Source organism: Oceanisphaera ostreae (assembly GCF_042676125.1).
Classification (GTDB): domain Bacteria; phylum Pseudomonadota; class Gammaproteobacteria; order Enterobacterales; family Aeromonadaceae; genus Oceanimonas; species Oceanimonas ostreae.
In genome coordinates, this window is record NZ_JBHTJS010000035.1 from 68,970 (window position 1) to 89,839 (window position 20,870).

Here is a 20,870-nt window from a genome sequence, read left to right on the forward strand (position 1 = left end):
GACAATTACACTCCTCCCACATCAAATTGTGAGCAACAGCACTCTTTAGCACTTTCAAGCTTACTGCTAGCACAAAATACGCTAGCGACTATAATTAGCGGCAACTTATCGGTATTCGTTTGCGGCAACACGGCTTTCTTCCTCCGATATTTTCAGTAAATATTTGCAATGTGAATCGCGCTATAATGCCCCGCCCATTAAATCCAACAACCTAATAGTGATGCCAACCTCCAAGATGCCAGCTAATAATTATCAAACCTTAGTGCGCGAAAACTATCGGCGCCTAAGCAAGGCCCTACCCGGCTTTATACCGCGCCGCGAGCAAAATTATTTGGTGGCAGAAATGGGGAAAGTATTGCTGGGCCGTTATGACTCAGCTCGGCGCATTTTGGTGGCCGAAGCCGGCACTGGCATTGGTAAATCTTTGGCCTATTTGCAGGCAGGTATTCCGTGGGCGCGCGCTAACCAAAAGAAGCTGGTTATATCTACTGCAACGTTGGCACTGCAAGAACAGTTGGTAGATAAAGACCTGCCGTTATTTTTACCTCATTGTAAGCCCAGCTTTCGCTTTGCCTTAGCCAAAGGCCGCGCCCGCTATTGCTGTGCTCGGCGGTTAGCTGACTTGGCCGCAGGCGTTGCCCAAACGCAGATGTTTGAGCCTAGCGCCTTTGAACAAACGCTTACCGCTCCGCTAACGGCCGCACAACAACGCCAATTGGCAGACATGTGGCAAGCCTATAGCAATAAAAGCTGGCAAGGCGACCGAGACAGTTGGCCCACGCCAATAGACTCTTTACTGTGGCAGCAACTGCAAGCAGAGCGCCATAGCTGTCAGCCGATGTTGGGCCACCAGAGCTGCCCGTTTCATCAAGCCCGAGCCGAGCTTGAGCAAGCCGATGTCATTGTGGTGAATCACGCGCTGTTGCTGGCCGACTTAAGTATGGGCGGCGGCATTGTGCTGCCCGAGCCTGAGCAATGTTTATATATTTTGGATGAAGCTCATCATATTGCCGCCGTAGCGCGAGACCAAGGATCAACACGCTTAGCCTTGCGCCACATTCGCCGCTCGCTTGAGCAATTCAATAAATGGCAAAGCAAGTTAAATGACTTACTGGGCAGCGATGGCCAAACGGCCATTGGCAAGCTGCAATACGGCACGGCTCAGCTGGTGCCGGCGTTAACGGACTTATACCGCCAGTTATCTTCCGCATTGCAGCGCCAAGACCTGCAAACCGATGACCAAGGCTGTTTGCGCTTTAGCCCCGGAGACTTACCCTGCGGATTGGATGAAACCCTAAGCACCCTAAAAGAGGACAGCCAAACCTTTTGCCGAGCGCTGGGCCCCATTAATAGCCAGCTTGCCGAGCAGCTTAAATTAAGCCCCTCTCAGGCCCCAGCTATTGAGGCGGCACTGGCGATGATCAGCCAACAGCAGTTACAAGGCGAGCAGCTGCGTGATGGTTGCACGCTACTGTTGCGGGCAACCAGCCCAAAGCAAACGCCTCCGGCGCGCTGGCTAGCGCTGGACAAAAATGACCAACAAGAAATATTACTGTGCGCCACGCCATTAGCCGTAGGACACTTATTAGAGCAGTGGTGCTGGTCGCGAGCCGCCGCGGTGGTAATGATGTCTGCCACTTTAACGGCGCTAAACGATTTTGGTTATTTTCGCCGTGCCGTGGGCTTACGCAGTGACGATGGTAGCCACTATGTGCGCCTTAATTCACCCTTTGACTATGCTCGTGCTCAGCTTATTATTCCTGATCTTGCCTGCGAGCCCAGCAGCCCGAATTTTGATGACTTGTTAGCCGAACACATTCCGCTGTGGCTAAAAGACCAAACTGCCAGTTTGGTGCTGTTTTCTTCTTATCGACAAATGAAACAAGCGGCAGCAGCATTAAGAGCAAAAGGCCATTCGCTGTTAGTGCAAGGAGAAGCCAGCCGCCAAGCGTTATTGCAGTTACATAAAGTAAAATGTGATGGTAAGCAGCCCAGCGTGTTATTTGGCACCGGTAGTTTTTCTGAAGGGTTAGACTTGCCCGGCCACTACCTAACTAACCTGATTATTACCAAGCTGCCGTTTGCGGTGCCTACCTCACCAGTAGAAGAAGCCATGGCCGAGTGGATCACCCTATCTGGCGGCAATCCATTTATGCAACTGGCGTTACCCGAAGCCTCGCGCAAGCTTATTCAGGCATGTGGGCGTTTGTTACGTACCGAAACCGATACCGGCCGTATTGTGCTATTAGATAAGCGCCTAGTTAGCAAGCGCTACGGCCCGGCCCTGCTACAAGCCTTACCGCCGTTTACCATTTTAAAACCGTGAATAAAGGGGAAGGGTGTTGTCTTTGCGAGCGTAGCGCGGCAATCCATTCTACAAACCACACAGCACTAAAACAGAAATTGCCGCGTCGTTGCACTCTTCGCAATGACGAGGGATGTTGTCTTTGCGAGCGCAGCGCGGCAATCCATCCTACAAACCACACAGCGCTAAAACAGAGATTGCCGCGTCGTTGCACTCCTCGCAATGACGAAAGCGTGGTCTTTGCAAGAATTGTCGTTTTGTTGCGCTCCTCGCTATAACGGGTTGAGAGCCTATATCGTCCTCTTTATCTTTTACTCTGCACTCTTTACGATTTGCATGTAGAAATTGTCACAATTTTGCGGTTAACTTGGTGTTACCTCAAATACTTAGCGCCCTTTATTATGCATAATACGGGTACTTAAAAAATAAAATCTTAATCGCTCAGGAGCCCAACTTAATGAAAACACGTTTAACCCTTGCTGCCATCGCCCTTGCCGGCCTGTCTTTTGGCGCCAGCGCCGCTACGTTTGAAGCACAGCAGCCTTATCAGATTCATTTAGTCGACGGTGAAAAAACAGCTAATAGTATTACCAAAAGTATTCATAAAGTAGACCTTAGCGAAGGTAAGCATCAAGTTGCCATTTCTTACACTAAAGATTACTCAAATAAATCTGAGTTGCGCGTACTTAATGGCGACCCCGTTATTATTACTCTTGATGTGCCCGCAGATGCAGAGTTGGCGCTCGATTATAAATCTCCAATTAACTATCAGTTAGCACGTCAGTTTTTACGCGAGCAGGATACTCAGCTTAAGATAACCGACAAGAAAACAGATGCTCAAATTCCAGCCGAAATGCTAATAATCCCTATTCCCGCAGGTTTAAATATCGCGAGTGGTATTCAAGAATCACTGGCTGAAAAAGGCATGGCATTTAACGGCCGTACCGACGCTGCCGTTGCCGCAGCTCAGGCCAAGTTTGGCGATGCAGTAGTAGATGCAGATGCACTAGATATGCTGAAACATTGGTGGAATGCGGCTGACAAAGATACGCAACGCGCCTTTCAAATCTGGGCTATTCAACAGCAATAAAAAAATGAAAAAGGGGTCGGAGTCATTTATCGATTAAAAATGACTCCGACCCCTTTATTTCTTTATTTTTAGAAGGAAGATCCGGGCTGCTGCAAGAATGCGGCTTCTTCGGTACTCGACTCCCGGTCGAGAATGGCATTACGGTGGGGGTAACGGCCAAAGCGGGCGATAATGTCTTTGTGCAAGCGTTCATATTGCAAACTGCTGGCTGCTCCACTCTGTTCATGTTCATAGCCAACCTCAGGTTCGGCGTTCTTTTCAAACAAAGCCAGTGCCACTTCATGTATTTTAAGTGATTCGCTGTGCATCATCGGCATATACAAAAACACTCTTTGCTGCGGCGTTAATGCTTGGTCGGCACCTATGCGAATGGCTTCTTGTGAAAGAGCCAGCGCCATACCATCGGCCGCGAATGCAGTGGCGCTATCACGATAAATATTACGAGAAAATTGATCCAGCACGATAATTTCTGCTAACCGCCCTTCTGCCGTGGCACGCCACGCAAACAATTCACTAAGACAGGCTTGACGATGTAAGTCGCTAAAGCGTTCTGTAATCTTGCGATCAAGCGCTTTGTTCTTCTGCCACCACTGAGCAGGCGTCAATTCTTCAAACCAAAATTTAAGTACCGACTGCATCATAATTATCCCCTTCGGGTAGCTGTAAGCCGTCAGCTATACGCTGCCAGTTAAAGGTGAAACACGATATCCTGACCTGCGTCAGGAAGACGGCTTAAAATACAAAAAATGGTCTTATCTGTAGCTGATCGCTGACGGCTTAAAGCCTGTTAGCTGCCCGAAGGGCCACTTTAAAACACCCAGTGTGCTACTAGGGCGATTACCGGCAAGGTCACCAGTGTGCGCAGCAAAAAGATCACAAACAACTCTAATACATTCACCGGGATTTTGCTGCCTAACAATAGAGCACCCACTTCCGACATATATATTAGCTGAGTGACCGATAGCGCCGCTATCACGAAGCGGGTCATGTCGCTTTCTATTGACGTCGCCAAAATAGCCGGAATAAACATATCCGCAAAGCCCACAACTATGGTTTGTGAGGCCGCGGCGGCTTCGGGTATCTGTAGCCATTCTAGCAGTGGCACAAAAGGGACACCTAGCCAGCTAAATAACGGCGTCGTTTCCGCTATTACCAATGCCAAGGTGCCAAACGCCATCACCACGGGCAATACACCCAACAGCATATCCAACGCATTGTGAATGCCGGTACGCGCTACTTGGCCTAGGCTGTGTACTTTGCTGGCGCGCTCTAAGGCAAGGGCGTAACCATGACTTAAACGCGAGTAGCCAGGTGGTGTGACTTCATAGTCGGCAGGCCTTGCTTCGCCATTAATAAAGGTGTCTTTTTTCCAGCACAATGGTGGCAAACGCGGCACCACTATCGCCGCCACAATACCGGCCAAACAGACGGCAAGGTAGAACTGCAAAAATAGATATTCCAGCTTCACTTGCGCTAACACTACCAAACTAAAGGTAATGGATACCGCCGAAAAGGTGGTGCCAATCACCGCCGCTTCGCGCTGCGTATAATGAAGCCCTTCGTACTGTTTACTGGTTAGCAAAATACCTACGCTACCATCACCCAACCAAGAGGCCATGCAGTCTACGGCCGAACGACCTGGCAGACGAAATATTGGCCGCATTATGCCAGTAAGCAAGGTGCCCACAAATTCCAGCAATCCAAAATCGAGTAACAACGGCAGCAGCAAACCGGCAAAAATAAACACCGCAAACAACACCGGTAACAGGTCGTTAAGCACTAAGCCGCCGGTATCACCGCTGTACAATATTTCTGGCCCCACTTGGCTATACACCAGCAGCACAAACACCGCGCCCAACAGCCGACTAATAAGCCATACGGGACTGATATTAAACAAGGTGTTTAAAAAGGAGTTTTTCAGCACTGCCATCGGCTTAAATACCGTGACCAGCAAAGACAAGACCGCCGACACACAAATTAGCACCGTGACAATCATCGGTAAGGTGTCAGCTAAAGCGGCCTGCAGGCTTTTGGCAAGCACTGCGATCATAATGGTGAGATCGCCGTTATAACTTACCGGCGTCATAAACAACAACACTCCCAGCAATGAAGGCAGTACAAACATCAGTAAATTACGTTTACTGGCATTACCCTGCTCTGCCAATGTCTTTTCCATGGTGACTCCATCAAGCTATACATGGCACAACTTGAATAAATAAAGTTAAAAAATGCTGATTTATGCAACCTGCAAACTAAATCAGCATAAAACCTTCCTGAAAGTGAATAAATCACCAACAAAGGATAAGCTTACTGAATAGTTATTTTACAGCTAAATATATTTAACAGAAAGGGTAAATCGGGATTTAACGCTAGATAACACCCTGCGGGGAGCGGTAAGCTTTCAGCCGTCAGCGATCAGCTACGGCATACACCACATAAAAACCAAAACTAAGGATATTTTTGCCACGGAAGAACTGGCCTCTTTATTTATGAGAAGCACGGAAAAATAAGACCTAACCCAAAGCATCTCTTATGGTAATACCTTACAACCGACATGCTCTTTCACTTTAGGCTTTTGCCCTTGTTCTGTGAATTCCGTAGCAAATATGGTCTTATACTTTGCTCTTACCCATAAGGTATTTTGGTACTTTTCGCTCTTATCTCAGCTTAATTTTTCCGTGGATTTCGTGGGTTCCGTGGCAGAAATGGTCTTGGGTTTGATCATTAACTTATCGCTTCACCCTTTACGCTTTTCTGACTAACACAAAACACAGCTCGTCGAAGTAGCTCAGCTCGCCGCTGGCAACTTTAGGGTTATCTGGTCCTTCCGACATTTTGTTGCGCGCTTCTATAGTGAAATAGGGTTCAAACAAACTCTTAACGGCATGTTCGGGTACCGAAAATGGCGGGCCTTGCTGCTGATCTGGTGCGTAGTCAACGGTCACCAATAATAAAACAGCGCCAGGGTTGAGCAAACTTGCCAACAGCTCGACATACTGCACCCGCATTGAATGAGGTAACGCAATCAGTGCGGCTCGGTCGTAGGCGGCGTTAAAGCGTAGATTCAGCTGGTGCGCTTGAAAAAAATCACCTTGATATAAACTGATTTTCTGAGCTTGCCAACACTGATAAGGGCCAATCGTCTCTTGCTTAGCGGGAAGCAGTGCTGTGGAAAAAAAGTCTTGCACTGCCAATGACGATAATTCAAAACCGACTACCTCGTGGCCTTGCTCAGCCAGCCAATGCATGTCGTTGCTTTTACCGCACAAAGGCACCAGTACTTTGCTCTTGGCCGGTACGGCAAGCTGTGGCCAGTATTCATTAAGTTGACGATTAACCTGCTGGCGATGAAAGCCAATGCGCGATGTTTGCCAGCGCTGGTGCCAGAAGTCTGCTTCCATAATATTTTCCATTTCAAATAAAACGCCACTGCCACAGTTAAGATAACAGTGGCTCAGACTTTAACTTAAGCTCTGGGTTTAAACTGGTTACTAGTGGCGTCGTAGCGATAGCCAATGTGTGTCATGCTCTCTGTTAGCCAGTGAGTATCCAGCTCATAACGCGATACCAAGGTAGTAAGATTGTCGCATTCGAGGCGTAGCTTTTCATTTAAAATACTAAGCACCATGTGGTGATCCATTTTTTCCAGTAATAATCTGTCCATATCTCCCTCCTATCTGCCAGAGCACAACAACCAGCTTATCTTAACTCAGAGTGAAAAAGCGCTGTTATCAATAAGTATTATTGGCCATAGCTCTTGTCGACTCTGTGACGAGAGCCTGTCAGTTAATCGCAACATTACCGAAGCCGTCACGCTGATACTGAATCGAGTTAGCATGTGGCACAGGATGGTACCGGTCTTTTACTTACGCCGTACGCGGTGTCGTGTGTGACTGCGCTCAACCACTGTAAATTTAACCAGTATTTACTTGATCTCTGGCCGCGCGAACACTACTGTATGTATACACAGTAACCACCCAGGGAACTTGGATTGCTTATGGCCACTCTCTTGCACACTCGTCAGTCACTTTGTTCAGCCATGTCTTGGCAGCCACTATTACTGGATGCACCTTTTATGTATACGCCAAACAGTACAAGCACAGACGCAACAAAATGCAATATCAGTCACTGGGGAGGTGTGCCACAGGCTCGATTGTTAGCCAATTTAGCAGCTATTAGCCAGAACAATAGTGGCTGGATATTAATAGCAAATGCACCGGCCCCTTTATCGAGACAAGCGTTGCTTGAGGCGGGGATAGATCTGGCGAGAGTTATTGATGCCAAGCAGGCATCGCGACAGTTAGTATTACGCGCCACTGCCTGCCCAAGTATTGCTGTGGTGGTGTGCTGGAAGTACGGTGACCTAAAACAAGGGCCGCTAGATATAAACCATAGGCCGCGCCATATTTTGGCCGCGAGAAGGTGTGGGTTAAGCACAAGAGCCGCCGTCAGCTATAAGCGTTTAGATGCACACAAACTCGGAAAAGAGCGGTGTGTCTTGTAGCGGCATGACGGTATAGAGCGGTGTTTGCGTATTGGTGCCGTACCCCTGATGAATGACCGAATCTTGGGGTTTGGGATAGTTAATGCATTCAAAAGACAAAACAAGATACCGGAGCCGTCATGAGGGCTCTACCCGGTACCGGCATGACAGCATAAGGCGGTGCCTTGGTGTTTTTGCCGTCATCCTGATGAACATCAGGATCTTGTTTTTGATTTTAACTGATCGCTTAAAGCTAAAAGTTAAGCAATTTCCTTACACACTAGATCCATCATCATACGGATGTGAGCTGGATTATCATTTAGAGCAGGAATGTAATGATATTGCTCGCCGCCTGCGTCCATAAAGTAGGCTTTATTTTCACTGGATATTTCTTCTAGTGTCTCTAAACAGTCAGCCGAAAAAGCCGGTGAAATAACGCTGATGCGTTTAACCCCTTCGCTGGGTAACTTAACCATGGTTTCATCGGTGTAGGGCATCAACCATTCTTCGCGACCAAAGCGCGATTGAAAGGTAGTGCGCCATTGGTGCGGCTCTAGGCCCAGCTCAGCTGCAAGCAGTTCTGAAGTGCGGTGGCACTGCTGGCCATAAGGGTCACCTTCATTTTCAAACCGCTTGGGAATGCCGTGATAAGACAGTAACAACAAGTCGGTTTGGCCATGTTCTTGCCAACTAGCACGAACTGATTCTGCTAATGCCTGTATGTAGCCATGGTTATCGTGATAATCACGAATAAAGCGAAACGCAGGTAATCTACGCTCGTGCTTCATTAACTTGGCCCAGGTATCAAACACCGACGCCGTGGTGCTTGACGAATATTGTGGATATAACGGCAATATAATAACTCTGTCTACGCCGGCCGCTTTTAACTCTTGCCATGCCGATTCAATAGACGGCTCACCATAGCTCATGCTCAATACAACCGGCATATCAATGCCCGCCTCTTGCAATGCCACGCTAAGGGCCGCTTGCTGTCTGCGGCTGACTACCATCAGCGGTGAACCTTCTTCCCACCAAACAGATTGATATAGCTTGGCTACTTTAGGGGAGCGAAAAGGCAAGATAACGCCGTGTAATATGGGGCACCATAGCCAGCGAGAGAGATCGACAACACGATAATCGTGTAAAAATTGAGCAAGAAAGGTTCTAACTGCCTTAGCTGTTGGTGCCGTGGGCGTACCCAGGTTGACCAGTAACACACCTGTTTTCACTTTGTTACCCATATTTTAAAATCGAAATTAAGCATAAAAAAACCGAGCGCAGATGGCGCTCGGTAGATAAGCATAACAATTAAGACAATATTGTGGCGAGTTGCTGGTTGATAGCCTCTACAGATTGAGTGCCATCCACTTTATGATGCTCGGTGTTGCTAACCGCCGCAGCTTGCTTGTAATAATCAATTAAAGGCGCGGTCTGCTCATGATAGATGCCTAAACGCTTGCGCACTGTGCTTTCTTCATCGTCTACACGAATCGTTAAATCATCCCCAGTTACGTCGTCTTTGCCTTCCACCTTAGGTGGGTTGTAAGTTAGGTGATAAGTACGACCAGATCCTGGATGTACTCGACGGCCACTCATGCGCTTGACGATTTCTTCGTCTGGCACGGCAAACTCCAGCACATAATCCACTACTACACCGGCGTCTTTCATTGCGTCGGCCTGGGGAATGGTGCGTGGAAAGCCATCAAGCAAGAAGCCTTTTGCGCAGTCATCTTGGCTAATACGTTCTTTAACTAGGCCAATAATAAGATCGTCAGACACTAACTGTCCTTGATCCATCACTTCTTTGGCCTGTAAACCAAGTGGAGTACCAGCTTTAATTGCTGCACGCAGCATGTCACCGGTAGAGATTTGTGGAATCCCGAATTTCTCCATAATGAACTGAGCTTGCGTTCCTTTGCCCGCGCCGGGAGCTCCCAACAAAACGATGCGCATAACAGCGTCCTCTTCTTGATTAATTATACATTCATGATTTGGTTTGCGATTGTGTCACGACACCGCCATCGGGACAAGTAACAGCAAGGCCAAGTTAGACTTATTGATAAGAAAATAGCGCCTAGCGCACGGCTAAACATAGGAATTAAAAAGCGAAAGACTCTCTCTACAACGGAATCTGTGGCAAAAGGTAGTTTTATGTTTGATCACTGGGTGCGGGGTATAGATCTAAAAAACCCGGCGCTAAGCCGGGTTTGTTTATGCTGTTTGTACTTTGGCCTAACTTAAGCTCTTAAACTAAGAGCAGGCGGTTTATGCGGGCCACGAAGGCGGCGGGATCTTTCAGTCCGCCCTGCTCGGCTAGTTGCGCTTGCTCAAGCAACAGCTGAGACCACTCGTTGAACTGCTCGCCTTCGGCGATGGTGTCGAGCTTTTTCACAAGAGTATGTTCTGGGTTTAGCTCCAGAATGTACTTTTGCTCGGGCACCGGCTGACCGGCGGAACGCATTAGTTTGATCATCTGCGTGCTCATGTCGTGCTCGTCTGCCACAACGCAAGATGGCGTATTGGTTAAACGGTGCGTTAAACGCACTTCTTTAATGTCTTCGCCTAATGATGCTTTTACGCGCTCTAACAGCGGCGCCAGCGCTTCGTTGGCTTCTGCTTGTGCTTTCTTGGTTTCTTCGTCGTCCAGCTCGCCTAAGTCCAGCTCACCCTTAGTAACAGACACAAACTGCTTGTCTTTAAACTCATTGAGGTGGCTCATTAGCCATTCGTCTACTCGCTCCCACATCAGCAGTACTTCGATGCCTTTTTTGCGGAATATTTCGAGGTGAGGGCTATGATTGGCGGCAGCATAGCTGTCGGCTGTAATGTAATAGATTTTATCTTGGCCTTCTTTCATGCGCTCAAGATAATTTTCTAACGATACTGTTTGTGCATCGCTGTCGTTATTGGTGCTGGCAAAACGCAACAGACCGGCAATTTGTTCGCGGTTGCCGTGGTCTTCTGCGGGGCCTTCTTTAAGCACGTTACCAAATTCGTTCCAGAAGCCTAAATATTGCTCATCGTCGTTTTTGGCCATTTTTTCTAGCATCGACAACACTCGCTTGCTGCATGCTTTGCGCAGCTGAGCCGTGGTTTTGTTGTCTTGCAATATTTCGCGCGATACGTTCAGCGGCAAGTCGTTAGAATCGAGTACGCCTTTAACAAACCGTAAGTATGTTGGCATAAACTGCTCAGCGTCGTCCATTACGAACACGCGCTGCACATACAGTTTTAAGCCGTGGCTTTGGTCACGGTTGTACATATCAAACGGCGCTTTAGCGGGCACATACAACAGGCTGGTGTATTCTTGATTGCCTTCTACTTTGTTGTGGCTCCAGGCCAGCGCATCTTGGTAGTCGTGAGAGATATGTTTGTAAAATTCTTGATACTCTTCGTCGCTAATCTCGCCTTTGGCGCGAGTCCACAGGGCGGTGGCCTTGTTTACCTGCCCCCACTCGCCGTCGGTGGCAGGAGAAGTGACGGTGCCCTCTTCGTCAGTTTGCTCTGGCTCGCCTTCGTTCCACATTTCTACCGCGACGCTAATGTGGTCGGAGTATTTGCCAATAATGCTGCGCAAACGCCAGTCATCAAGGAATTCTTGCTCGGCTTCCCGCAGGTGCAAAATAATATCGGTACCACGGCCTGGCTTGTTAATATCGGCCACGGTAAAGCTGCCATCACCGTCAGATTCCCACTGCACACCTTGATCGGCGGGTTGACCCGCGGCACGGCTCAGTACTGTCACTTTATCGGCCACAATAAAGGCGGAGTAAAAGCCCACACCAAACTGACCAATCAACTGTGAGTCTTTAGCTTGGTCGCCAGATAGCTCACCAAAAAACGACTTAGTGCCCGACTTAGCAATGGTGCCAAGGTGTTCTATGACTTCGTCGCGGCTCATACCAATGCCATTATCGGAAATGGTCAGCGTCTTATTGTCTTTATCCAGTATCAGACGTACGTGCAGTTCGCCCTCGTTTTCATATAGATCACTGTTAGACAGAGCTTTAAAGCGCAACTTGTCTGCAGCATCGGCGGCGTTAGACACCAGTTCACGCAAGAAAACTTCTTTGTTGGAATACAAGCTGTGAGCCATAAGGTTCAGCAGTTGTTTGACTTCGGTTTGAAAACCATGAGTTTCGGTATGCACAGCTTCTGTCATTATTATGTTCCTTTGCTAAGTTTCACTACTAGCTAAAAGATGGGGGTCGCTGTGAGAATTTCAAGGGGGAAGCGAAAAAGTAAAGCGTGAAGAGAATGATCTCCCCCTAGACCTAGACCCATTTTTGCCACGGAATCCACGAAACCCACAGAAAAATAGAGATCAGATCTGAAAAGGCCAAAGCGATGAAAAAATGACTTTAGTGGTAAAAACTAAAACGCCATTCACCCAGTGGCTAGGGACTGGATCTTACCCATTAAATATCTTAGTCACTTGTCGCTGTTATCCCATCTTAATTTTTCCGTGGATTCTGTGGATTCCGTGGCGAAATTTTTAGTGTGCGTATTGTGTCTGTCGTGGCTGATCGCTTGCGGTATGCAGCATAAAAAAGCGCCGAGTTAGGGCTCGGCGCTGGATGTTAATCTTTAGCTTGGTACCGGGTGCTCGGCGCTGTGCTAATAATAACTTTTACCCTCTGCTGCTAAGCGACGTAGGGGTTCGCAGGGGGTGAAGCGTTCGCCATATTTACGGACGTATTCTTCCATTTTATCGATTACCGCCGGTATCCCTAACTGGTGCATATAAAAGAAAGGGCCACCGGCAAACGGCGGAAAGCCGATGCCAAATACCGCGCCAATGTCGCCATCTCGCGCCGACGCAATGACCCCTTCATCTAGAGTAATGGCCGCCTCGTTTAGCATCAGTAGCACGCAGCGCTCGGCCAAGTCTTGGGCCGGTAATTGGCTTTGCGGCTTGATATTAAGCAGTTTGTATAAGCTCTCATCCACCGGCTTCGCTTTTTTAGCACTCTTTTTCGTATCATAACGATAAAAGCCGCGACCATTTTTCTTACCATGGCGGTTATCGTCCAATAACTTAGAAAACACCTCGGGTGCCTTGAAACGCTCGCCCAACTCACGGACTAAAATCGGTGAGATTTTCGCGGCCACATCAATACCTACTTCATCGAGCAAGGTCATGGGCCCAACCGGAAAACCATAGCCAACTAAGGCGCGGTCAATCGCCTCTATCGGTTCACCTTCCAGCAATATTCGCGCCGCTTCGTTCAAATAAGGCGCCAAAATTCGGTTCACATAAAAACCGGCGCTGTCTTGCACCACAATCGGGGTTTTACCCTGAGCGCGAGCCAGCTTAAGAGCGGTCGCCACCGTGGCTGGATGGGTGCCCGCATGGGGGATAATTTCTGCCAGCGGCATTTTATCGACCGGACTAAAATAATGTAGGCCCAAGATCTGACCGGGGCGAGCCGCCCCTTCGGCAATTTGATGAATGGGTAACGAAGAGGTATTAGTGGCAAACACTGTGTGCTCGGGGCAATGAGCCTCAACCTCGGCTACCATGTTCCGCTTTATTTCTACATCTTCAAATACCGCTTCAACCACCACATCTACACGCTCAAAACCACTGTAATTAAGGGTGCCGGTAATACGCCCTAATTGCTGCTGCATGTCGGTGGCACGCAGATGTTTTTTACGCACCTTGGTGACTAGCAAACCGTGAGCACTGGCCATAGCCTGATTAATGCCCTGATGGGAGATATCTTTAATTCGCACTGGCAGATCGGCTTTAGTGGCGGTCACAAAGGCAATGCCGCCGCCCATTAAGCCGCCACCCAACACCCCAATGTGCGCCAAGGTATTGGGGCTTGCCCCTTGCCAGTGGGTTTCTTTTTTCATTTCGGTGGTGGCAAAAAACAACTGGCGTAAGGCGCCAGATTCCGAGCTCATCACCAATTCACCAAATGCTTTGGCTTCGGCGGCAAGTCCCTGCTTCATGCCCTGTTCAAACCCAATCTTCACCACATCCAACAGCTTTTCGGGTGCCGGATATTTGCCACGAGTTTTGGCGCGCAGCGTGCTAAGGGCCTTATCAAACACCAGCTTTCGGCCAAGCGGATTAGCCTCAAGAGCCCAGGTTGTTATATCACGCTTTGCCTGATGCCGAGGCTTGCCGCTGCGGGCCAGTGCAATTGCGGTATCCAGCAAGATACTGATCGGCACCATGTCGTCGACCAAACCGACTTTAAGTGCCTGTTTGGCACGCAGCTGTTTACCGGCCAACATCATGTCGAGAGACGTGGTCAGCCCAACCAGTTTCGGCAAACGCTGGGTGCCGCCCGAGCCGGGCAGTAAGCCAAGTTGTACTTCAGGCAAGCCAAGACGTGTTTTTTCGTGGTCGCTGCACACACGGCCATGGCAGGCCAGCGCAAGCTCTAACCCGCCGCCTAAACAGGGGCCGTGAATGGCCGCAATCAGCGGTATCTCAAGGGCCGCTAACTGATTAAATATATCTTGCCCCGCCTTAGACAACGCCTCGGCCTGCTCAGCCGTGGTGCAGGCGGCCAACATGTTAATGTCGGCACCGGCAATAAAAGAGTCGGGCTTGCCCGAGCGTAATACCAAGCCTTTAATACTAGCGTTGCCCTTAATATCAGCCAGTAACGCCTGAATATCATCCACAAAACTGGCGCGCAGGGTATTCATGCGCTCGCCAGGTACGTCCATGGTGATAATGCCAATGTCGTCTTGCACCTGCAACGTAAAGGTAGATGGGCAGGCTGGCACGTTCTGCTGGCCAGTATCGGTGTCGGTTTGCGCTGCAGCCGGGGTTTCGGTGTGCGTGTTGTTAGTTACGTCATTCATTATTCGGCCTCCAATACCATGGCTACGCCTAAGCCACCTGCGGCACAGGCAGTAGCCAGTGCCAAACCACCGCCTCGACGCCTAAGCTCGGTTAAGGTTTGCGTGATCATGCGCGCACCGGTGGCTGCAAACGGATGGCCATAAGCCAATGAGCCGCCCAACACATTAAATTTATTCATGTCGATATCACCTATGGCGTGATCACGATGGAGCTTTTGCTTAGCAAACTCGGTGCTGGCAAACATATTTATGTTAGCCAGTGTTTGTGCGGCAAAGGCTTCGTGCATATCAATTAAGTCCATGTCTGCCAAGGTGCAGCCTGCTTTATCTAGTGCTAATGGCGTGGCATAAGACGGCCCCAACAGCATGTCGTGTTGCACACTAATGGCAGCATACGCATAGCTGCGCAAATAACCTAACGGTTGCAGGCCCAACTCTTTGGCCCGACTTTCGGTCATCATTAATATGGCGGCTGCGCCATCGGTTAACGGCGTACTGGTGGCCGCAGTAACGGTACCGTGGCGGCGATCGAAGGCCGGTTTTAACTTGGCGTAGTCTGCTAATGTCGACTCGGTACGAATATTATTGTCTTGCTCAAAGGCCGCTTTGAATGGCGGTACGTAAGCGGCCATCACTTGTTCGCTTAATCGCCCTTGTTGCCAAGCATCGCTGGCCAGTTGGTGTGAACGATGGGCGAGCGCGTCTTGCGCTTGGCGGCTAATACCATGGCTTTTGGCCATTTGCTCGGCGGTTTGTCCCATGGTTAACCCCGTGGAGTACTCGGCCACCGCCGGGGGGACGGGGGCCAAATCTGCGGGTCTAAGGCGACGGAGAATAGCAAACTTAGCACTTATCGATTTGGCCTTGCTGAGATCTAATAGCGCCTCGGCTAAACGTGCCGATACGCCAATGGGTAGTACCGATGATGAATCAGCCCCCCCGGCAATGCCCACTGTCACCTGCCCTGCCAACATAGATTCGGCTAAGCTGGATACCGCTTGAAAACTGGTGGCGCAGGCACGCGTTACGCTGTAAGCATCGGTTTGCACCGGTAAGCTGCTAGCCAACACAATTTCGCGGGCAATATTAGGAGCCTTAGGCATTTGTATTACTTGGCCAAACACTAATTGTTGCACCTCGAGCGCCGCCATAGGAGTGCGAGCGAGCAATTCATTCACCACCATGGTGCCCAGCTCTACGGCGGGTATACCGCGAAATGCCGTTGATTGACGAGCGAAAGGCGTTCTTAATCCCGACACAATGGCAATGCGATCACCCTTATGCGTTGTTAATGGGTTTGTTGGCAACATGTATACTCCTTTATAAGGCACCCGTTATGGATATCAGCAAATATGGTCTTGAGTAAACTATTCAGATACCACAAGAGGTCTGACCTCAGATCATCCTAGCAAAGAATTAACAACGCGAAAACATGCTACTAGCGGCTGATCACTAAGGTATAGATGATTTACAGTCCAGAGCCGTGGGGCTCTTGGTTTATAATTTAAGATAAGTCACGCTTTTTATATACTCGCATGAGGCTTTAAGTGTGAGTAAACTCAGTGCCGCCACCCTATTCAACGGTGAAATTTAATGATTTCTTTATTCGGGCGAAAGAATGCCAAGCCTGCTGCGGTCTCTAACAGTGTGCTAAAAAAGCAACAGCGCTATCAAGAGTTGGTATATGCGCTGCATGGCGACTTGTTTCGTTATGCCTTTTGGCTGTGCCATGATCGGCAAGTAGCCGAAGATTTGGTACAAGAAACTTTTTTACGTGCTTGGAAGTCGCTCGACAGTTTAAAAGATGAAAAAGCAGCCAAAGCATGGCTGATTACTATTTTACGCAGAGAAAACGCGCGTCGTTTTGAGCGTAAACGGTTTGATTTAGTCGATTTAGACGCCGTACCGACACCTGACACTCGCAGCTTGAGCCTAGAGCAAGATATGGAAAATGAGTGGTTACGCCGCCACATTGCCGAGCTGGCAGTAGAGTATCGCGAACCATTATTGCTACAGGTACTGGGTGGCTTTAGTGGCGAAGAAATAGCTGAGATCTTAGATTTGAACAAAAATACCGTCATGACCCGTCTTTTTCGTGCACGAAACAAGCTAAAAGAGGCGATTGATAAAGACACTACGGCACGAGGCCAACACCATGAATGAGCTAGAATTCAGACGCCGAGCTTACACCAACCCCAATGATGACAGCGCTGACTTTATTGATGCCTCATGTGCTAATGCAAGCCACCAGCAGCTAGTAAATGAGCTGCAACACTTTGATAAAAAACTGAAACAAGCGCTACATGAACCGGTACCCGATACGCTGGTCAACACCTTGCTGCAAGACACTTTACAGCCAGCGCCCAGCCAAAACTCACAATTTGGTTGGCGTCACTTAGCAATTGCTGCATCGGTGACATTTGTGCTTGGGTTTGTTACTCGATTTCTTCCGCTTGAATCCGGTGTAACCCCCCCTTATCAAACGGTGGGGCAAGTAGCCATGGAGCATGTTCGATTAGAGTCTTATCTTACTCACGATATAGATGAACAAGTCACGCTCACCGCGGTAAACGCCAAATTACAGCCTTATGGCACTCAGTTTAAGAACATAACCAATGTCGGCAAGGTGTATTATGCCAACCACTGCTTGTTTGCGGGAGGCCCGGCTGCGCACTTAGTTATTCAAGGTGAGCACAACCGTGTACATGTATTTTTAGTGCCTGCCGACCGTGCGTTGCAGCAGGTGAACTCTTTTTCGGATCAACAATACCATGGCGAAGTTATTGGTATGAATCTTAATCGACTCGTCGTGGTGAGTGATAAAGAAGAAGATGTTGAAAAAATGGTCAGCAAGATAGAAGCTTCATTAGAAAGGGCCATTTAAATTCGGCAACGATAAAAGCGATGTCTATCTTTAATCGAACACGTATCGCTTGCTGCTGAGTTTGCCATTTTTATTACGCTTAAAAAAAGCCGATGCGAATGATTCGCTCGGCTTTTTTTGTGCGCTAACACCAAGAAATGACCAATATTCGTGATGAGGTGGGAATATTTGTTCAGTCTTATCGCTCAGTTGTTCGCTTATTATGCAGTTAAGTCATATGGTTAGAGTTGTCGAGAGTTATTCGATTTTATAAGGTAAGATTCGGCCTGATTTATTATCGTGCTGCACATACACTTACTTCACTCCATGGAAGCGAACGCGCTGTTCGAAACAATAGGAAACGCTATGACCATCGAACTCCCCATATTAATAACCTTTGTTGGTTATCTAGTAATCACCATGCTAATTGGTATTATTGCTTATAGAGCCACCAGCTCATTAAGTGACTATATATTAGGCGGTCGTCGCCTGGGCCCTGGCGTGGCCGCATTAAGTGTGGGCGCCTCAGACATGAGTGGCTGGCTATTACTTGGCTTGCCTGGTGCCGTGTATCTTTATGGCGTCAGTCAGGCTTGGATTGGCATTGGCTTAGTCGTTGGCGCTTGGCTTAACTGGTTGTTTGTTGCCAAACGACTGCGGGTATATACCGAGCAGGCCAATGATTCATTAACCTTGCCTGATTTTTTAGAAAACCGTCTGGAGGACCGCTCTGGCCTGATCCGGGTTATTTCTGCGTTTACCATCTTGGTCTTCTTCGTGTTTTATACCGCTTCAGGCCTAGTGGCTGGCGCTATTTTATTCGAAAAAGTCTTTGCCCTACCTTACCTTACCGCCTTGCTGGTCGGCGGTGGCGTAATTGTGATTTATACCTTTGTAGGTGGTTTTTTAGCGGTTTCTTGGACCGACTTCTTTCAGGGCATATTAATGCTGCTAGCATTAATCGTGGTGCCTTGGGCGGTAATGAACGAGCTAGGAGGCATGGATCAAACGCTAACGACCTTAGGCAACATGAATGCAGAAAAATTGGATTTCTTCCATGATTTTTCGCTGATCAGTGGTCTGAGTTTATTGGCCTGGGGGCTGGGTTACTTTGGTCAGCCGCATATTCTGGCGCGCTTTATGGCTATTGACTCACCCAAATCGGTACCGTTATCACGCCGTATTGCCATGAGCTGGATGATTTTGTCGCTAATTGGTTCGGTGGCTGTTGGCTTAGCGGGCGCGGTATATTTTGCCGATGCGCCACTTGATAATCCAGAAACGGTATTTTTGGCTCTGGCCAATGCGGTATTTAACCCTTGGGTTGCCGGCTTGCTTATTGCCGCCATTATGTCTGCCATTATGAGTACCATCGACTCACAGTTGTTGGTGTGTTCATCTGCTATTACCGAAGATTTTTATAAACGCTGGTTTCGCCCCACCGCTCACGACAACGAGCTGGTATGGGTAGGCCGCTTTGCGGTGTTGCTGGTGGCGGTGTCCTCTATGTTAATTGCTTTGGATCCCGAGTCGTCGGTATTAGAACTGGTTAGTTACGCATGGGCAGGGTTTGGTGGTGCTTTTGGCCCCGTTATTATTCTTGCCCTACATTGGTCACGTCTCACCCGCAATGGTGCATTAAGCGGCATTGTGCTGGGTGCTCTTACCGTTATTGGTTGGAAACAACTAACAGGCGGGCCGTTTGGCCTATTTGATCTCTACGAAATTGTGCCCGGGTTTTTAATCTGCACCTTGGCCTGTATTTTCATCAGCCGCATGGGTACTCCTCCTAGCACAGCCGTGGTATTGGGCTTTAGAAGAATGGAGTCTGAGCTCTAACCTTTGATCCGTCTCACAGAAATAGTTAAAACGCTTGTTTATCTAAACAAGCGTTTTACTTATCTGTAACATTTTCTTATGCTGCCAGTGGGTAAGATTTAACCACCTTACTCACTGCGCTGGCGGTGTGGCGCCAACAAACACTAAACTGATGAGAGAGCCTTTCATGAGCCAAAAAACATTGAAGTTATCTTTGCTTGCTGCATCCATTGCTTTGGCTGCTGGGCAAGTTAACGCCGCGGCGTTTCAGCTGGCAGAACAAAACGTAACGGGACTTGGTCGTGCCTACGCAGGCGAAGGCGCCATTGGGGATAACGCCTCGGTGCTAGGTCGTAACCCCGCCGCCATGACGCTATTTGATCGTCCTGCGCTATCTGGCGGTGCCATTTACATTAATCCAGAAGTGGATGTTACCGATAACCAAACCAGCGAACAGGCCAACGATATTGCCGACGATGCGGTGGTGCCCTTCTTCTATTACGTACACCCTATCAACGCACAATGGGTGGTCGGTTTCGGGGCCTTTACCAACTATGGTCTAGCAACCTCTTACTCTCCAGAGTTCTCGGCGGGGGAGATTGGCGGTAAGACGTCCTTGGAAACCTTCAACCTAAACCCGAATATTGCCTTCAAGGCCAATGACCATGTATCGCTAGGCGCTGGCTTTAATGCCGTATATGCCGATGCCGAATTTATTCGTTATGCGGGTCAAAGAGGCTCTGCTATTCCTGGAGTCGACAGATCTACCGAAGTAGCCAATCTTTCCGGTGACGACTGGGGCTATGGCTGGAATATTGGCCTGCTGCTGGAAGCCGATGACAATAATCGTTGGGCGCTGACCTACAGGTCTGAAGTCGATCTGACACTAGAAGGGAGCTATTCTAACCAATTTCCCGGAACCCAATCTCCAGGAAAACTAGACCTGACTTTGCCCGCCATCGCCGAAATCTCCGGCTTCCACCAAGTCCAGCACGACTGGGCTGTGCATTACGGCATTATGTGGACCGAATGGAGCAGCTTTAAAGAGCTGAAAGCTTTGAGTCCTCAAGGTTCTACGCTGTTAGAAAAGCCTGAAAATTTCGAAAACAGCTGGCGGATCAGCTTGGGGACCACCCACCAGCTGAACGATCAATGGACCTTGCGCGGCGGTCTGGCCTACGACAAGTCACCGGTGCCGGCTGAATTTCGCTCCATCTCGATTCCGGACGTAGACCGCATCTGGTACTCTTTGGGTGCCACTTATGCTTATAGTCAGAATCTCAGTATCGATGGTGCCTTCGCATTTCTAGATGGCAGTAAGGTAGCCGTTGAGCAAGAAGAAAGTAAATTCGGTTCTAACTATGATATGACTTCCGGCGGCGATGCGTACTTGTTTGGCTTACAAATGAACTACGCATTTTAAATATAATCACCCGTACCAACCCTTTATTCAAGCGCCCAAACGGGCGCTTTTCTTCGCTTTGTT

Annotated in this window: 16 protein-coding genes; 7 read left to right on the top strand and 9 right to left on the bottom strand. The window is 48.8% G+C overall.

Annotation, left to right across the window (positions count from 1 at the left end):
* The first annotated feature begins 235 nt into the window (after positions 1-235).
* On the top strand, positions 236-2,326 hold the full coding sequence (gene dinG / locus ACFQ1C_RS08825; protein ID WP_379558237.1) for an ATP-dependent DNA helicase DinG: 2,091 nt from the start codon (positions 236-238) through the stop codon (positions 2,324-2,326).
* Positions 2,327-2,762: 436 nt separating this feature from the next.
* On the top strand, positions 2,763-3,395 hold the full coding sequence (locus tag ACFQ1C_RS08830; RefSeq protein ID WP_379558238.1) for a YccT family protein: 633 nt from the start codon (positions 2,763-2,765) through the stop codon (positions 3,393-3,395).
* 68 nt (positions 3,396-3,463) lie between these two features.
* Here ACFQ1C_RS08830 and ACFQ1C_RS08835 read toward each other — a convergent pair whose 3' ends face one another.
* From ACFQ1C_RS08835 to ACFQ1C_RS08850, 4 genes are all read right to left on the bottom strand, one after another.
* Positions 3,464-4,036, bottom strand: coding sequence for a DUF924 family protein (locus ACFQ1C_RS08835; RefSeq protein ID WP_379558239.1), 573 nt, complete (start codon positions 4,034-4,036; stop codon positions 3,464-3,466).
* Positions 4,037-4,203: 167 nt separating this feature from the next.
* On the bottom strand, positions 4,204-5,571 hold the full coding sequence (locus ACFQ1C_RS08840) for a YjiH family protein (protein ID WP_379558240.1): 1,368 nt from the start codon (positions 5,569-5,571) through the stop codon (positions 4,204-4,206).
* Between the two features lie 568 nt (positions 5,572-6,139).
* Positions 6,140-6,796 (bottom strand): thiopurine S-methyltransferase, encoded by a 657-nt coding sequence (locus tag ACFQ1C_RS08845; protein ID WP_379558241.1) that lies wholly within the window; start codon positions 6,794-6,796, stop codon positions 6,140-6,142.
* 65 nt (positions 6,797-6,861) lie between these two features.
* Entirely contained in the window at positions 6,862-7,059 is a 198-nt protein-coding gene (locus ACFQ1C_RS08850) for a DUF4250 domain-containing protein (protein WP_379558242.1), read from the bottom strand.
* A 333-nt stretch (positions 7,060-7,392) separates the two neighbouring features.
* Between ACFQ1C_RS08850 and ACFQ1C_RS08855 the strand changes: the two genes are divergently transcribed.
* The gene (locus ACFQ1C_RS08855) at positions 7,393-7,899 is read left to right on the top strand and encodes a hypothetical protein (protein ID WP_379558243.1); all 507 of its coding nucleotides are present in this window, start codon (positions 7,393-7,395) and stop codon (positions 7,897-7,899) included.
* 239 nt (positions 7,900-8,138) lie between these two features.
* Here the strand turns inward: ACFQ1C_RS08855 and hemH are convergent, their stop codons facing one another.
* The 5 genes from hemH to fadI form a co-directional block, all read right to left on the bottom strand.
* Positions 8,139-9,107: a ferrochelatase gene (gene hemH, locus ACFQ1C_RS08860; protein ID WP_379558244.1), complete on the bottom strand. Its 969-nt coding sequence runs from the start codon at positions 9,105-9,107 to the stop codon at positions 8,139-8,141.
* A 79-nt stretch (positions 9,108-9,186) separates the two neighbouring features.
* Positions 9,187-9,831, bottom strand: a complete 645-nt coding sequence (adk, locus tag ACFQ1C_RS08865; protein WP_379558245.1) for an adenylate kinase — start codon at positions 9,829-9,831, stop codon at positions 9,187-9,189.
* Positions 9,832-10,123: 292 nt separating this feature from the next.
* Positions 10,124-12,040, bottom strand: a complete 1,917-nt coding sequence (htpG, locus tag ACFQ1C_RS08870; RefSeq protein ID WP_379558246.1) for a molecular chaperone HtpG — start codon at positions 12,038-12,040, stop codon at positions 10,124-10,126.
* A gap of 455 nt (positions 12,041-12,495) precedes the next feature.
* A complete protein-coding gene (gene fadJ, locus ACFQ1C_RS08875) occupies positions 12,496-14,703 on the bottom strand; it encodes a fatty acid oxidation complex subunit alpha FadJ (protein WP_379558247.1) in 2,208 nt (735 codons plus the stop codon).
* Positions 14,703-16,013: an acetyl-CoA C-acyltransferase FadI gene (gene fadI / locus ACFQ1C_RS08880; protein WP_379558248.1), complete on the bottom strand. Its 1,311-nt coding sequence runs from the start codon at positions 16,011-16,013 to the stop codon at positions 14,703-14,705. The genes fadJ and fadI overlap by 1 nt, the downstream gene beginning before the upstream one ends.
* Before the next feature lie 283 nt (positions 16,014-16,296).
* On the opposite strand from fadI, the gene ACFQ1C_RS08885 reads away from it, so the two are divergent.
* From ACFQ1C_RS08885 to ACFQ1C_RS08900, 4 genes are all read left to right on the top strand, one after another.
* A complete protein-coding gene (locus ACFQ1C_RS08885) occupies positions 16,297-16,866 on the top strand; it encodes a sigma-70 family RNA polymerase sigma factor (protein ID WP_379558249.1) in 570 nt (189 codons plus the stop codon).
* The gene (locus tag ACFQ1C_RS08890) at positions 16,859-17,587 is read left to right on the top strand and encodes a DUF3379 family protein (RefSeq protein WP_379558250.1); all 729 of its coding nucleotides are present in this window, start codon (positions 16,859-16,861) and stop codon (positions 17,585-17,587) included. Before ACFQ1C_RS08885 ends, ACFQ1C_RS08890 begins: the two co-directional genes overlap by 8 nt.
* A gap of 345 nt (positions 17,588-17,932) precedes the next feature.
* Positions 17,933-19,405 (top strand): sodium/proline symporter PutP, encoded by a 1,473-nt coding sequence (putP, locus tag ACFQ1C_RS08895; protein WP_379558251.1) that lies wholly within the window; start codon positions 17,933-17,935, stop codon positions 19,403-19,405.
* 166 nt (positions 19,406-19,571) lie between these two features.
* Entirely contained in the window at positions 19,572-20,807 is a 1,236-nt protein-coding gene (locus ACFQ1C_RS08900) for an outer membrane protein transport protein (RefSeq protein WP_379558252.1), read from the top strand.
* The last annotated feature ends 63 nt before the right edge of the window (positions 20,808-20,870 follow it).

Bases quoted from the DNA above. Each gene is read 5' to 3' on its own strand.
- fadJ (WP_379558247.1), bottom strand. From the start codon at position 14,703: ATGAATGACGTAACTAACAACACGCACACCGAAACCCCGGCTGCAGCG.
- htpG (WP_379558246.1), bottom strand. From the start codon at position 12,040: ATGACAGAAGCTGTGCATACCGAAACTCATGGTTTTCAAACCGAAGTC.
- ACFQ1C_RS08830 (WP_379558238.1), top strand. From the start codon at position 2,763: ATGAAAACACGTTTAACCCTTGCTGCCATCGCCCTTGCCGGCCTGTCT.
- ACFQ1C_RS08845 (WP_379558241.1), bottom strand. From the start codon at position 6,796: ATGGAAGCAGACTTCTGGCACCAGCGCTGGCAAACATCGCGCATTGGC.
- putP (WP_379558251.1), top strand. From the start codon at position 17,933: ATGACCATCGAACTCCCCATATTAATAACCTTTGTTGGTTATCTAGTA.
- ACFQ1C_RS08855 (WP_379558243.1), top strand. From the start codon at position 7,393: ATGGCCACTCTCTTGCACACTCGTCAGTCACTTTGTTCAGCCATGTCT.
- adk (WP_379558245.1), bottom strand. From the start codon at position 9,831: ATGCGCATCGTTTTGTTGGGAGCTCCCGGCGCGGGCAAAGGAACGCAA.
- ACFQ1C_RS08890 (WP_379558250.1), top strand. From the start codon at position 16,859: ATGAATGAGCTAGAATTCAGACGCCGAGCTTACACCAACCCCAATGAT.
- ACFQ1C_RS08885 (WP_379558249.1), top strand. From the start codon at position 16,297: ATGATTTCTTTATTCGGGCGAAAGAATGCCAAGCCTGCTGCGGTCTCT.
- ACFQ1C_RS08900 (WP_379558252.1), top strand. From the start codon at position 19,572: ATGAGCCAAAAAACATTGAAGTTATCTTTGCTTGCTGCATCCATTGCT.
- dinG (WP_379558237.1), top strand. From the start codon at position 236: ATGCCAGCTAATAATTATCAAACCTTAGTGCGCGAAAACTATCGGCGC.
- fadI (WP_379558248.1), bottom strand. From the start codon at position 16,013: ATGTTGCCAACAAACCCATTAACAACGCATAAGGGTGATCGCATTGCC.
- ACFQ1C_RS08835 (WP_379558239.1), bottom strand. From the start codon at position 4,036: ATGATGCAGTCGGTACTTAAATTTTGGTTTGAAGAATTGACGCCTGCT.
- ACFQ1C_RS08850 (WP_379558242.1), bottom strand. From the start codon at position 7,059: ATGGACAGATTATTACTGGAAAAAATGGATCACCACATGGTGCTTAGT.
- ACFQ1C_RS08840 (WP_379558240.1), bottom strand. From the start codon at position 5,571: ATGGAAAAGACATTGGCAGAGCAGGGTAATGCCAGTAAACGTAATTTA.